Origin of the sequence: Pseudoduganella sp. R-32 (genome assembly GCF_049913245.1) — a bacterium.
Classification (GTDB): Bacteria; Pseudomonadota; Gammaproteobacteria; order Burkholderiales; family Burkholderiaceae_D; genus Rugamonas.
Window position 1 is genome coordinate 4,940,932 of sequence record NZ_CP183987.1, and the last position, 13,331, is coordinate 4,954,262.

Annotated in this window: 13 protein-coding genes; 9 read left to right on the forward strand and 4 right to left on the reverse strand. The window is 64.2% G+C overall.

Annotated elements, in window-relative coordinates; all coding sequences use genetic code 11:
• The first annotated feature begins 112 nt into the window (after positions 1 to 112).
• Complete coding sequence (locus ACN9MU_RS22420; protein ID WP_426162655.1) at positions 113 to 1,138, forward strand: HDOD domain-containing protein; 1,026 nt, start codon at positions 113 to 115, stop codon at positions 1,136 to 1,138.
• Here ACN9MU_RS22420 and ACN9MU_RS22425 read toward each other — a convergent pair.
• The 3 genes from ACN9MU_RS22425 to ACN9MU_RS22435 all read right to left on the reverse strand — a co-directional run bounded on the left by ACN9MU_RS22425 (position 1,135) and on the right by ACN9MU_RS22435 (position 5,427).
• The gene (locus tag ACN9MU_RS22425) at positions 1,135 to 3,027 is read right to left on the reverse strand and encodes a flagellar assembly protein A (RefSeq protein ID WP_426336146.1); all 1,893 of its coding nucleotides are present in this window, start codon (positions 3,025 to 3,027) and stop codon (positions 1,135 to 1,137) included. The genes ACN9MU_RS22420 and ACN9MU_RS22425 overlap by 4 nt on opposite strands.
• A gap of 18 nt (positions 3,028 to 3,045) precedes the next feature.
• Complete coding sequence (locus tag ACN9MU_RS22430; RefSeq protein WP_426336147.1) at positions 3,046 to 4,935, reverse strand: flagellar assembly protein A; 1,890 nt, start codon at positions 4,933 to 4,935, stop codon at positions 3,046 to 3,048.
• A 138-nt stretch (positions 4,936 to 5,073) separates the two neighbouring features.
• Positions 5,074 to 5,427 (reverse strand): hypothetical protein, encoded by a 354-nt coding sequence (locus ACN9MU_RS22435; RefSeq protein WP_426162658.1) that lies wholly within the window; start codon positions 5,425 to 5,427, stop codon positions 5,074 to 5,076.
• A gap of 184 nt (positions 5,428 to 5,611) precedes the next feature.
• On the opposite strand from ACN9MU_RS22435, the gene ompR reads away from it, so the two are divergent.
• The 6 genes from ompR to ACN9MU_RS22465 all read left to right on the forward strand — a co-directional run bounded on the left by ompR (position 5,612) and on the right by ACN9MU_RS22465 (position 10,616).
• Positions 5,612 to 6,376 (forward strand): two-component system response regulator OmpR, encoded by a 765-nt coding sequence (gene ompR / locus ACN9MU_RS22440; protein WP_426162659.1) that lies wholly within the window; start codon positions 5,612 to 5,614, stop codon positions 6,374 to 6,376.
• 13 nt (positions 6,377 to 6,389) lie between these two features.
• Positions 6,390 to 7,736 (forward strand): ATP-binding protein, encoded by a 1,347-nt coding sequence (locus ACN9MU_RS22445; protein WP_426336148.1) that lies wholly within the window; start codon positions 6,390 to 6,392, stop codon positions 7,734 to 7,736.
• A 189-nt stretch (positions 7,737 to 7,925) separates the two neighbouring features.
• Positions 7,926 to 8,891, forward strand: a complete 966-nt coding sequence (locus tag ACN9MU_RS22450) for a cysteine synthase A (RefSeq protein WP_426318609.1) — start codon at positions 7,926 to 7,928, stop codon at positions 8,889 to 8,891.
• A gap of 89 nt (positions 8,892 to 8,980) precedes the next feature.
• Positions 8,981 to 9,460, forward strand: a complete 480-nt coding sequence (locus ACN9MU_RS22455; RefSeq protein ID WP_426318610.1) for a VOC family protein — start codon at positions 8,981 to 8,983, stop codon at positions 9,458 to 9,460.
• A 26-nt stretch (positions 9,461 to 9,486) separates the two neighbouring features.
• Positions 9,487 to 9,912, forward strand: a complete 426-nt coding sequence (locus ACN9MU_RS22460; RefSeq protein ID WP_130311298.1) for a YciI family protein — start codon at positions 9,487 to 9,489, stop codon at positions 9,910 to 9,912.
• An 11-nt stretch (positions 9,913 to 9,923) separates the two neighbouring features.
• Positions 9,924 to 10,616 (forward strand): YciI family protein, encoded by a 693-nt coding sequence (locus tag ACN9MU_RS22465; RefSeq protein ID WP_426162664.1) that lies wholly within the window; start codon positions 9,924 to 9,926, stop codon positions 10,614 to 10,616.
• Here the strand turns inward: ACN9MU_RS22465 and ACN9MU_RS22470 are convergent.
• Positions 10,613 to 11,605, reverse strand: a complete 993-nt coding sequence (locus ACN9MU_RS22470) for a LacI family DNA-binding transcriptional regulator (RefSeq protein WP_426318611.1) — start codon at positions 11,603 to 11,605, stop codon at positions 10,613 to 10,615. The genes ACN9MU_RS22465 and ACN9MU_RS22470 overlap by 4 nt on opposite strands.
• Before the next feature lie 70 nt (positions 11,606 to 11,675).
• Here ACN9MU_RS22470 and ACN9MU_RS22475 point away from each other — a divergent pair, with 70 nt between their 5' ends.
• Together ACN9MU_RS22475 and ACN9MU_RS22480 are read left to right on the forward strand one after the other, a co-directional pair.
• Positions 11,676 to 12,935: an RNA polymerase sigma factor gene (locus ACN9MU_RS22475; protein ID WP_426162666.1), complete on the forward strand. Its 1,260-nt coding sequence runs from the start codon at positions 11,676 to 11,678 to the stop codon at positions 12,933 to 12,935.
• Between the two features lie 15 nt (positions 12,936 to 12,950).
• Complete coding sequence (locus ACN9MU_RS22480; RefSeq protein ID WP_426162667.1) at positions 12,951 to 13,277, forward strand: EthD family reductase; 327 nt, start codon at positions 12,951 to 12,953, stop codon at positions 13,275 to 13,277.
• Positions 13,278 to 13,331: the final 54 nt, after the last annotated feature.

Here is a 13,331-nt window from a genome sequence, read left to right on the forward strand (position 1 = left end):
CCGGTGATACGCTGTTCCATCGTACCGTTACGCAACAGCAAGCAGTTTGACCATCCTCAAAGATTGCGGCCTGGGCTACAATGCTTTCATAACAATTGCTGGGAAAGCATCCATGTTCCAATGGCTGAAGCGACTGCTCGCCAAACCTGAAAGCCGGCCGCCAGCGGCCGCCCCTGCCGCGCCGGCGCAGCCCGCGCCCACACCGGCGCCGGTCCCCGTGCTCTCGCCGGCCCTTGAAGGCGGCCCCGATTTCGAACAGAAGGACCTGGTCAACTCCACCTTCCAGCGCTGGCTGTTTGGCCTGCGCAAGGACGATTCGCTTGATACCACCGCGCCGGAAGGCCGCGTGCTGCACGAATTGATCCTGGCCGCGCAATCGGGCCACAATGCGGCTGACATGCTGCGCCGCATGCCGGGCGTGATCCCGCAACTGCTGCAAAGCCTGCGCAGCGAGAATTTCGCCGGCGCCGATATCGCGCGCAAGATTTCCAACGACCTGGTGCTGGTGGGATCGGTGCTGCGGCTGGCAAATGCCGCCATCCAGAACAGCGGCGAAGCCACCACCATCAACAGCGTCGAACACGCCGTGATCGTGGTTGGCCAGGAAGGCTTGCGCCAGTTGATCACCAGCGTCGCCTTCCGCCCCATCATCGATTTGAATTCCGGGCACTACACCAAGCTGCTGGCGCCGCGCATCTGGGAGCAGTCCGAGAAAAGCGCCGTGGCCTGCCGCATGCTGGCCCCGGAATTCGGCGTCGACCCGTTCGAGGCTTTCCTGGCGGGGCTGGTGATCAATTCCGGCTTGCTGACTGCCTTGCCGGTGCTGGACAGCGCCGGAGCCGGGCCGGGCGAGCTGGGATCGGCCACGTTCCGCGCCCGACTTGCCCACGAGGCGCTCGCCATTTCGGCCGGGATATCGGAGGCATGGAATTTCCCGCCGTCGATTACCCAGGCGATACGCGAACAGCAGGCCATGCGCAAGGGCGAGCCGCGCACGCCGATGGCGCGCGTGCTGGCGGTGGGCGACTACCTGTCAAAGATCCGCGTGCTGCAGGCCAACCGCGAGATCAACGATACGGAACACAACCTGTTCCACGACCTGCCGCTGGGCGCCATGCCCTGCTACGCGGCGATTTAAGCCGCGCTGCCGCTCCAGTCGAACTGGCCGCCGCTGCCGATGAAGAGCGGCTGCTGCGTGCCCAGCGCGGCCCGCACGCGCAGCTTGACTTCCTTTGGCGGCAGCAGGTAGGCCGGCCCCAGGTCGGGATTGAATACCAGCTTGCGCACCACCATGTCGCCCGCCACTTGCCGCACCGTGCAGCGCGCGCCGCCGACGACCAGCAGCTTCTGCCGGTACACATGCTCGCCCAGCTCCTGCTCCTTCTGCTGGGCGGCCTGGGCTTCCTTCATCGCCACCTGCAAGCGCGCCACCATCTTCAGCGAGGGGCCGACCTTCAGCGCCATCTTCTGGAACAGCACGAGCTGCTCCTGGTTCAGCGTGACTTCCTGCTTGCGCACCTTGCTCGCCAGTTGCAGGTAGTTGCGCACCTCCTGGTCGGCAGTGATGGCGTCCATCTGCTCCTTGCAGCGCTGCGCCTGCTGCTCCTGCCTTTCCGCGCGGGCGGCGCATTCGGCCAGCTTGTCGTCGTACTTGCTGGTGTCCGGCACCATGACGTGCAGCTGCATCTCGGCCTGCTTGCGCGGCCCGGCGCTGTCGATCTCGATGCGGCGCGCGGCAATGGCGCAGCCGGCGGCCAGCTTGATCAACACCTCATCGGCCATGATCTCGCAGTTGTAAGCCTCGGTGATGATCACGCGCGAACCGGTAATCACACAATTCTGCGCCTTGCCCAGCACCACCTCGCCATTTTTGGACTGCAGCAGCGCACCGGAAGCGACGCCGGATACGCGGATATTGCCGTCGGCGTTGGTGGCGCTGCCGCCCATCAGGTTCTTTTGCAGCGCAATCGTGCCGCCGCGCGAGACGATATTGCCGAAGACGTCGGCATGCACGGTGATATTGCCGCCTTCCACCGTGCGCTGTTCCTGCACTTCGCCGAACTCCTCGTAATCGCCATCGAGCTTCAGGTTGCCCGTCGTGCGCGCGGACACGCCTTCGCGGCTGACGATCTTGGGGCCGATGGAGATGCGCTTGCTTTTGCTGTCGACGTTGATGAAGCCTTCGCGCGAGGAGACCAGGTAGTCGACGCCATCGTGGTGCTCGACCACCGTCCCTTCCCCGGCCACCGCGGCCAGTTCCAGGTCGCGCGGCGGTGGCGGGTCCAGCACGATGCCGGACAATTCGAAACCGCGCGTGCCGGCCTGCGGCGGCTCGCGACGCAGCAGCCGCACCTGGGCCTTTACTTGCGGGAAGCGGTTCTGGAAGCTGTGCAAGTCGAAGCGGCCATTGGCCAGCAGGCGCGGAGCATTGGAGCGGTGGATGCTTTCCGATACTTCCACGATGGCGGCATCGCGCCCCGGCACCGGCGGCAGCTTGCGCGCCACGATCAGGCGCGCCACCTTGCCGCTGGCAATGGCTTCGCGCACCACCGGCGCATCGATGCCGAAGCGGATACCCTTGGTCCACATATCGGCCACGAATTCGCCGAAGTCGAGGTGGGCCGGCAGCGGCGCCTCGCCTTCGGCTTCCACGAACACGGGTTCGAAATAATATTCAGCCTCGCCGCCGACGATGCGTACCGACTTGTACAGGTCGCGCCGCCCGCCGGGGAATGGCACGATATCGTCGGCAAAGCGCCACAGGGGCTGGCCGGCCATGCCTTCCGGCAGTTCGTGACCGACGCCGTACAGGGCGCGGACGAAGACGCCGTAATCAAGCCCGCGGAAACAGGCGCCGGACAGGAAAACCTGGTTGGCAGCCGCCTGCAGCAAAGCCGCTGGGGCTTCGGCCTTGAAATACACGCCATCGGCGCGCTGGACCAGCGACGATGGCAGATCGCCAGCCGCCGCGGCGGCCGATGCAGCGTCTGCAGGCACCATGTCTCCCGGGTAGTCTTCTTGCGCCATTGTACGGCTATCGGCCCACTACGCTACGCTCGCCTCGGCCTGGGCAGCGCCATGCCAGTTCACGCTGCCGCTGGAGCCGGCGAAAATGGCCTGGCTATCGAGCCGGGGCCCGCGCAGCATGGCCTTGTAATCCTTGGCGGCGGCCATGAAATTGGCCGCCATCGCCTCGCCCAGCGGCAAGGTACGCACCAGCACTTCGCCGTCGACCATGGTGATGCGCACCGAGGAACGGGCGGCGGCATCGCGCTTCAGCGCTTCCAGTTCGTCGCGCCGGGCGCGCGCGCCGCCGATCGACTCTTCGGCCACCTTGATCGACTGCAGCAGCTGGCCGATTTGCTTGATGTGCGGCGCCACCGCGCCCGCCACTTTTTTAAGGTTCGGCACCTGGGCCGGCGTCAGGTGGATCTCGCCCTTGCGCAGCTTTTCTGCCAGCGTCAGGTAGCTGCGCACCTCGGCCATGGCATTCAGGCGGTCATGCTCGGCGCGCCAGGCGGCGATTTCCGCCTCATGCACGGCGACCTGTTTTTGCAGGGTTTCCAGCTCGGCGTCGTGGCCGGCGACGTCTTTCACCACTACGTAGACCAGCATTTCGCTGTTCTTGCGCGGGCCGGCGCTTTCAACCAGCACGCTGCGCCCGGCAACGGCGCAGCCGATGGCCAGTTCAATGGTCACTTCGTCGGCAAGGATTTCGCAGTTGGACGCTTCCGCGATCACCACCCTGGGCGCGCTGATGACGCAGCTTTCGGCGCGGCCGGTGATAGTAATCGTGCCGCTGGCTGTCTGGATGGTGGAACCGGAGGCCACGCCTTCAATGCGGATATCGCCCCTGGCGTTGATGGCCCGGCCGCCCACCAGGTTGCGGCCCAGGACGATGGTGCCGCCGCTGGAATTGATATTGCCGAACACGTCGCCGTGCACGGTGATGTCGCTGCCGTTCACGTCGCGCAGTTCCTGCACGTCGCCGAATTCTTCGAATGCGCCCATCAGTTCCAGGTTGCCGGTGGTACGGCCGGACACGCCCTCGCGGCTGATAATCTTGTCGCTCAGCGCCACCTGCCCGCTTTTCGGGTCCACATTCAGGAAGCCTTCGCGTGCCGCCACCAGGAATTCGCCATCGGCTTCGCGCGCGATGACCGTGCCCTCGCCGGCATAGCGGCTGAAGTCCACGTCGTTCGGCGCCAGCGCGGCCAGCGGCTGGCCAGCGATATTGCGGCCCGGCTCGCCCGGCACGCCGGGCAGCTTTTGCAGCAGGCGCATGCCTTGCTTGATCTGGGGGAAACGGTTCTGGAAGCTGGTCAGGTCGACCGTGCCGTCGGCGCGCTGGCGCGGCGCGTCGCTGCGGTGCAGTTCGGACGCCACTTCCACCACGCGCGCATCCTGTGCAGGCGTCGGTTCCAGGTCGAGCGCCGCGGCCACCCGTTCGCCTTTCGGCGCCGCCAGCGCGGCGCGCACGGCTGCCACCTGGATGCCGAAGCGCACGTTCTTCAGCCACATGTCGGCCACGAATTCGTCGAAATCGAGGTGGGCCTGGCGTTCCGGCAGCAGGGTGCCGTCCGACAGCTCCTCGGCCGGCAGGTAGATCGGTTCAAAGAAGTATTCCGCTTCGCCGTCGCGAATCCTGACGTTGCGGTACAGCGGCTTGCGCTCGGCCGGGAATGGCGCCAGACGATCGGCCACGCGCACCAGCAGTTCGGGACTGGGCGCCAGCTCCGGTCCCACGCCGTACAGGGCGCGCGCCAGCACCGGATAGTCCAGCCCCTGCAGCACATAACCGCTGCGGTACAGCACATCGACCGCGGCGCTCAGTTCAGGCGCGAGCAGGCGCAGGTCCAGGTAGACCCCATCGGGCCGCTGGACCACGCCGGCCGGCAAGCTGCCGGCGCTCTCCTGTTGTGCAATATGGGACAAAGCTCCTCCTCCAGTGCCCTATTGTTGGGCGCGCCGGGGCGCGTTGTCTTGCGGGCAATCAATATTACACGCAAAACATTAAATGCCGGAGGTTTTCGGAGCCGAAAGTTTTCTTAACGTTACGTAAACGTCACAAAATCACCGCCTGCGCGGCAGGGAGTACACTTGCTGGCCCGCTTCATTGATCTGGCGGCGCAGGTCACGGCGCTCGTCGGGGGTCATGCGCCCCCCCATCCGGCGCGAGTCTGCGTTGTCCCGGTCGTCCACCATGCGCGGCGCATCGTCCATGCGCCCCTCATACTGGCGTGGATAGCGCACTTCGCGGGCGTCGTTCATGCGATTGTCGCGGAAGTCGCGCGGCGCTTCGCGGCGTTCTTGCTGGCGGTTGCGCTGGTCGGACTGCGCTTGCGCGCTGGCCATCACGGTGCAGCACAGGCCGGCGCACAGCGCCAAAGCCGCTTTGCCCAATCCCGTTTTCGCACCAAGTTTCATCGCAGTCCTCGTCGTACTTGCCGTATCCATGCCCGCAGTGTATGCGCTCCAACTTCCCATAGTAAGAGCGACCCGGTAAAGTTTGTAAGAAAATGTAATGAGTTTTCACCGGTATGGCACCGGCCATCAATATGACGTTACCATAGCGACATGCATCTGACAATTCAACAAGATCAACATCCTTATGAATACCACCACTAACCCTCCTGCCGCACCAGGCGGCGCGCAAGGCCACCAGGCCAAGATCATGGTGGTGGACGATGACGTCCGCCTGCGCGACCTGCTGCGCCGCTACCTGACCGAGCAGGGCTTCAACGTCGTCACCGCCGAAAACGCTACTGCCATGAACAAGCTGTGGCTGCGCGAGCGCTACGACCTGCTGGTGCTGGACCTGATGCTGCCCGGCGAAGACGGCCTGTCGATCTGCCGCCGCCTGCGCGGCGCCGGCGACCAGACCCCGATCATCATGCTCACTGCCAAGGGCGAAGACGTGGACCGCATCGTGGGCCTGGAAATGGGCGCCGACGATTACCTGCCCAAGCCATTCAACCCGCGCGAGCTGGTGGCCCGCATCGGCGCCGTGCTGCGCCGCAAGCAGCCCGACGAAATCCCGGGCGCGCCTTCCGAGCATCCGCAAACCTTCGAGTTCGGCCAGTTCGTGCTGGACCTGGGCACGCGCACGCTCAAGAAAAATGGCGAAACCGTGCCGCTGACCACCGGCGAGTTCTCGGTGCTGAAAGTGTTTGCGCGCCATGCGCGGCAGCCGCTGTCGCGCGAGAAGCTGATGGAGCTGGCGCGCGGCCGCGAGTACGAAGTGTTCGACCGCAGCCTGGACGTGCAGATTTCCCGCCTGCGCAAGCTGATCGAGCCGGACCCGTCCAGCCCTCTGTACATCCAGACGGTGTGGGGCCTGGGCTACGTCTTCATCCCCGAGGGCCAGCCGCGCTGATTTTGGGCTGTCGATGAAATTCCGCCTGCCACGCCCGGCGTCGCTGACCAGCGGCCTGTTCTGGCGCACGTTCCTCTTGCTGAGCGTGTTGACCACGCTCTCCATGTCGGCCTGGTTCGGCATGGTCAACTACGTCCAGCGCGAACCGCTGGCACAGCAGACTGCCGCCCAGGTGGTGTCGGTGGTGACCATCACCCGCGCCGCCCTCACCCACTCCGCCACCGACTTGCGGCGCGAACTGTTGTTCGAACTGGTGTCGAACGAAGGCATCCGCGTATTCACCATGGAGGACGACGACGAGGTGGCGCCGCCGCCAAGTTCGGGGCTGATGGCCGACATCCAGACCCTGGTGCGCGCCAAGCTCGGTGCCGATACCCGTTTTTCCTCCGAAGTGAACGGTGTGCCCGGCTACTGGGTCAGCTTCAAGATCGCCGATGACCGCTACTGGCTGATGCTGGAGCGCGAGCGCCTGCAGGGGCCGGTCGAATGGCTGGGCTGGGCCGGCGTGGTGGCGCTGGTGTCGCTGCTTGGCGCAGCGCTGATTTCCAGCCTGATCAACCTGCCGCTGAAACGGCTGACCGCCGCCGCGCGCGAGATTGCCCAGGGCCGCCATCCGGACCCGCTGCCGGAAGTCGGGCCGCAGGAAGTACGCCAGGCCAACCGCAGCTTCAACCAGATGGTGGATGACTTGCAGCAGGTCGAATCCGACCGCGCTGTGATCCTGGCCGGCATTTCACACGACTTGCGCACGCCGCTGGCGCGCATGCAGCTCGAGGTGGAAATGGCCAAGCTGTCGCAGGAGGCGCGCGAGGGCATGCAATCGGATATTGCGCAGATGGATGCCATCATTGCCCAGTTCCTCGATTACGCCAAGCCGACCGAGGCGTCCAGCTTTATCAATGTGGACATGGTGGCGCTGCTGAGCGATTGCGCGCATGAGGCTGGACGTCATCCGGATGTGAAGGTTACGGCTGAGCTGCCGGAGCATGCGCATGTGCTGGGCAATGCAACTGACCTGAAGCGGGTGATTGCCAACCTGGTCGAGAATGCCCGGCGCTATGGCAAGACGCTCGATTCGGATGTGACCGAGATTGATATCAAGTGCTCGGTGCGGGGAGTGCATACGGCCAAGCGCGTTGTTGTCGAGGTGCAGGACCACGGCGTGGGTGTGCCGGAGGGGCAGATTGCGCAGTTGCTCAAGCCATTCACGCGGCTGGATACGGCGCGCGGGCAGGCCAACGGGGCCGGGCTGGGGCTGGCGATTGTGGACCGGGTGCTGTCGCGGCATGAGGCGGAGCTGGAGGTGTCCAATCGTGAGGGGGGCGGGTTGAAGTTCACTATTTCTTTGCGGGCGCTTTAAAACCGGTAAACCTGGGTCTGACCCGCAGGGTCAGACCCAGTCTGCTCATCTGCCGCTGGTTTCGGTTGTGCGCACTTGATCTTCGACGAAAGTCAACAGCCTCGAACCCAACAGCAAGACGCAAGACCGTTGGGGGTCTGACTCTACGGGTCTGACCCCGAATTACCGGTTTTGGACTAAATTGAAGTCATGCTCCGCCAAGGCTTCGCCGACGCCATCGGCCACACTCCCCTGATCCGCCTCGCCCGTCTCTCGGCCGAGACCGGCTGCGAAATCCTGGCCAAAGCCGAGTTCATGAACCCCGGCGGCTCCGTCAAAGACCGCGCCGCCCTCGCCATCATCCTCGACGCCGAGCGCTCCGGCCGCCTGAAACCCGGCGGCACCGTCGTCGAAGGCACCGCCGGCAACACCGGCATCGGCCTGGCCCACCTGTGCTCCGCACGCGGCTACAAATGCGTGATCGTCATCCCCGAAACCCAGTCCGAGGAAAAATTCGCCATCCTGCGCACCCTTGGCGCTGAAGTGCGCCCCGTCAAAGCCGTTCCCTACGCCGACGACAACAATTACCAGAAAGTCGCCGGCCGCCTCGCACAGGAATTGCCCAACGCCATCTGGGCCCAGCAGTTCGACAATCTCGCCAACCGCCAGGCACACTACGCAACAACCGGCCCAGAAATCTGGCACGACGCGCATGGCCGCATCGACGCTTTCACCTGCGCTACCGGCACTGGCGGCACCCTGGCCGGCGTCGCCCGCTACCTGAAGGAGCAGCAGCCGAACATAAAAATCGTGCTGGCCGATCCCTACGGCAGCGCGCTCTACAACTGGATCAAGCACGGCGAACTGAAGAGCGAGGGCAATTCGATTTCGGAAGGCATCGGCAACAGCCGGGTCACCGCAAACCTGCAAGGCACACCGATCGACGACGCCATCCGCATCGACGACAAGGCGTGCGTGCAGATGGTCTACCGCCTGTTGCGCGAGGAAGGCCTGTACGTCGGCGGCTCGAGCGGCATCAACGTGGCCGCCGCGGTTGAGCTGGCAAAACAGATGGGGCCCGGCCACACGATAGTCACCCTGCTGTGCGACCGCGGCGCCACTTACGCGGCCCGCCTGTTCAACCCGGAATGGCTGGCTGAAAAAAATCTTTTGTAATCGTGTCGATCTGGCGCATCGCCGTTCGTCGTGGGAATATGGAGGCCGCAAACGGTGTCCAGTTCCCAAACAACGAATGGAGATTCACCATGACTGTCAAACCAATTCCAGAAGGCATGCGCACTGTTACCCCGCACCTGGTCTGCGAAGGCGCTGCCGATGCCATTGCTTTCTACAAAAAAGCCTTCAACGCGGTAGAAAATTCCCGCATGCCCGGCCCTGGCGGCAAGATCATGCACGCCCAGATCAGCATCGGCGATTCGAACATCATGCTGGTCGACGATTTCCCTGACGCCGGCTGCTTCGGCCCGAAACACTACAAGGGCACGCCGGTAACCCTGCATATTTATGTGGAAGACGTGGACGCCGCCTACAAGCGTGCAATCGACGCCGGCGCCACTGCCAAGATGCCCCCTGCCGACATGTTCTGGGGCGACCGCTACGGCGTGCTGGTGGACCCATTCGGCCACTCCTGGTCGATCGCCACCCACAAACGCGACCTGACTCCCGCGCAGATGGAAGAAGGGATGAAGGAAATGATGAAGAACTCGCCTGAGTGCAAGGGCTGATTTTTAAATTCAATCGAGAGGACACCATGCGATTCATGCTCATCGTCAAAGCAACCCCTGATTCCGAAGCCGGCAAGATGCCGAAAACCGAACTGCTCGCAGCCATGGGCAAGTTCAACGAGGAACTGGTGAACGCCGGCGTACTGCTGGCCGGCGAAGGCCTGCACCCCAGTTCGCGCGGCGCCCGCGTGCATTTCTCGGGCAGCAAGCGCACGGTCATCGACGGCCCCTTCTCGGAAACCAAGGAGCTGATTGCCGGCTTCTGGCTGATTCAGGTAAAGTCGCTGGCTGAAGCCATCGAATGGGTCAAGCGCTGCCCCAATCCGATGGAGACCGACTCAGATATCGAAATCCGCCAAGTGTTCGAGGCCGAGGATTTCGGCGCCGAATTCACGCCCGAACTGCGTGAGCAGGAGGCGCGCATCGCCAGCAAGATCGCAGCGCCCGTTTAAAGGAGACTTCAATGCAGTACATGGTAATTCGGAAGGCCGACGCCACCTCGGAATCGGACAACTTCCCATCCGCTGAACTGGTGCAGGCCGTACCGGGTGCCAAATGGCTGCGTTCCAGCGCCGACGGCGGCCTGCGCATGCGCCGCCGCGACGGCCAGTGGCTGTACGAAGAAGGCCCGTTCGAAGATGTGAGCGTGGCCGGCTTCACCTTCATCGAGGCCGAAGACCGCCGCGCCGCCAGCGAACTGGCTGCGCGCTGGCCATCGGCGGACGCGGAAGGCAGCGCCGTGGTCGAAGTGCGCGAAGCCGGTTGCCCCGGCGGCTGCGTAGGCTTCGACACCGGCGCGGCGCCCAAGCATACCGCCTGGGCCATCCTGTTGCGTTCCGATGCCGTGGCGGAGCAGGATTTCGAACCGCCGGCGGCAGTGATCGACATCATGAACCGCGCCAACAATGCCGGCATCGCCGCCGGTGTTGCACTGTCTGGCGAAGGCTTGAAGTCCACCGCACGCGGTGCGCGCGTCAAGTTCAGCGGCGGCAAACCCTTCATCACCGACGGCCCGTTTGCCGAGGTGAAGGAACTGATCGCCGGTTATTGGGCGGTGGATGCGGCTTCGCGCGATGATGTCATCGCCTGGGTCAAGTCCTACCCCTACCCTAACCCCGGCGATATGGAAGTGGAACTGCGCAAGGTTGCGATCTAATCCCGAGTGGCGGTGGAGGCGCGCAGCACGAGTTGCGCGTTGACCACCGTCAGCGGCTCGACTTCCTGGCCTTCGATGGAGGCCAGGAGTTTCTCCATGGCCGCCGCGCCCATCTGTTCGCTGTTCAGGTCCACGCTGGTGAGGGCCGGCGAAGCGAAACTCCCGAACTGGATATTGTCGAAGCCGACCACGGAAACGTCTCCCGGGACGCGGAAGCCCAGCGCCTGGGCGGCTTTCATGAAACCCAGCGCCAGCAGGTCGTTGAAGCAGACCAGCGCGTCGGGCGGCTGCCTGCCCAACATGATCGATGAGCTCAGTTTCTCGCCCGCTGACGACGCTGGAGCTTCGGCTTCGAATACGCTCAGATCCAGTCCTTGCGCCGCCAGTGCCTCGCGCACGCCGGCCATGCGCTCGCGGTCGCGGCGCGAATTGGCGTAACCCATGTAAGCTACCCGCTTGTGGCCTTGCGCCAGCAGGTGACGCGTGACCATGAAGGCGCCAAGCTGGTCGTCGCTGGCCACGGAAGGCAGCTTGATATAGTCCGGCCGGCCGAAAAATACCGATGGACGGTCCAGCGCCAGCAGCCAGTCCAGTTCCTCCTCCGGCGTGCGGGAATAGACGATCATGCCGTCCACGCGCCGGCTCAGGGCTTCCAGCAGTTGACGCTCGCGCTCCGGGGTTTCTTCGGTATCGACCAGCAGCACGGTGTAGCCGTGGGACTGGGCCACGCGGTTGGCGCCTTTTACCACGCTGGCGTAGTGAGGGTTCGTAATATCCAGGATCGACAGGCCGATGGTCCTGGTGCGCCCGGTAATCATCGACTGCGCCATCGGATTGGAGCGGTAGCCCAGTTCCTCGATGACGCTGGCCAGCCGGGCTTCGACCGCCGGCGAAAAGCGCTGCGCGCCGTTGACGAACTTGGAAACCGTGGCCGTGGATACCCCCGCGGCGGCTGCCACATCACGGATTGTCGCTACGTTCTTCTTCATCGGCCGGTACATTATTGGAAAAGTTGCCGAGTTTATCACGCCATCACTGCCGTGATGGTAAAGTAGCTGGATGAACGACAACAGCATCCACCGCGCCATCGACGCTGTCTGGCGCATCGAAGAAGCGAAGATCATCGCGGTCCTGACACGCATGCTGCGCGACGTCGCACTGGCGGAAGAAATGGCGCAGGATGCGCTGGTCAGCGCGCTTGAGACCTGGCCGGAAAACGGCACGCCCGACCGGCCAGCCGCCTGGCTGATGCAGGCGGCGAAGAACAGGGCGCTCGACTACCTTCGCCACCAGAAGCTGGTGCACGAGAAAGAGCCCGAGCTGACCTACGAAATCGAAGGCTTGCTGCAGGACGCCGCGCCGGACCTGGAGCGCGAGCTCGATGACAATATCGGGGACGACCTGCTGCGCCTGATCTTCATTTCCTGCCACCCGGTGCTGACCATGGAAGCGCGCGTGGCGCTGACCTTGCGCCTGCTGGGCGGCCTGACGACCGACGAAATTGCACGCGCCTTCCTGGCGTCCGAATCGACGGTGGCGCAGCGCATCGTGCGTGCCAAGCGCACCCTGGGCGATGCCAAGGTGCCGTTCGAAGTGCCGCGTGGCGCAGAGCTGGAAGAACGCCTGGCCGCGGTACTGCAGGTGATCTACCTGGTCTACAACGAGGGTTATTCCGCCAGCGCGGGCGCCGACTGGATGCGCCCCGCCCTGTGCAACGAGGCGCTGCGCCTGGGGCGCATCCTGGCCGAGCTGGTGCCAGGCGAACCGGAGGTGCACGGGCTGGTGGCGCTGATGGAGATCCAGTCTTCGCGGTCGCGCGCGCGCACAGACGCGCAGGGCAAGCCGGTGCTGTTGCTGGAGCAGGACCGCACGCGTTGGGACCAGATGCTGATCCGGCGCGGGCTGGCGGCGCTGCAGCGCGCGCAAGCGTTGAACCGGGTGCCGGGGCCATATGTGCTGCAGGCCGCCATCGCCTCGTGCCACGCCCGCGCGCGCCGGGCCGAAGACACCGACTGGCAGCAGATTGCCGACCTGTACCTGGCGCTGGCGACGCGTGCTCCTTCGCCGGTGGTGGAATTGAACCGCGCGGTGGCGCTGGCCATGGCTTATGGGCCCGAGGTGGGGCTGGAATTGGTGGACCAGTTGGTCGACGAACCGGCGCTCAAGCAGTACCACCTGCTGCCAAGCGTGCGGGGCGACTTCCTGTTCAAGCTGAACCGCCTGCCTGAGGCACGTTTCGAATTCGAACGCGCCGCGAAGCTTACGCAAAATGAGCAGGAGCGCCAACTATTGCTGACGCGCGCCGCGGCCTGCGGTTGAACAGGAGAGAACCCGATGATCAAAGTTAGTGTCATGTACCCATATGCCGCAGATGCGCGATTCGATCACGCCTACTACCGCGAGAAGCATATGCCAATGGTGAAACAGCGGCTCGGCGCAGCGTGCCTGTATTACACGGTGGACAAGGGCGTTGCAGGCGGCGCTCCGGGCACAGACCCCGTCTATGTGGCCAAGTGCGATTTCGTCTGCACCTCTGTCGAAGCCTACCAGGCAGCCCGCGCGCCGCACGCGCAGGAGATCTGGAGCGACATCGCGAATTACACTGATATTCGACCCGTGCTTCAGATCAGTGAAGTGGTGGTTGAGCGTTCAGAGGCCTGATTCAAGGAAAAGAGGTTTTTTCATCAGCGTGTCGATTCTGTGCCCCGCCATCCG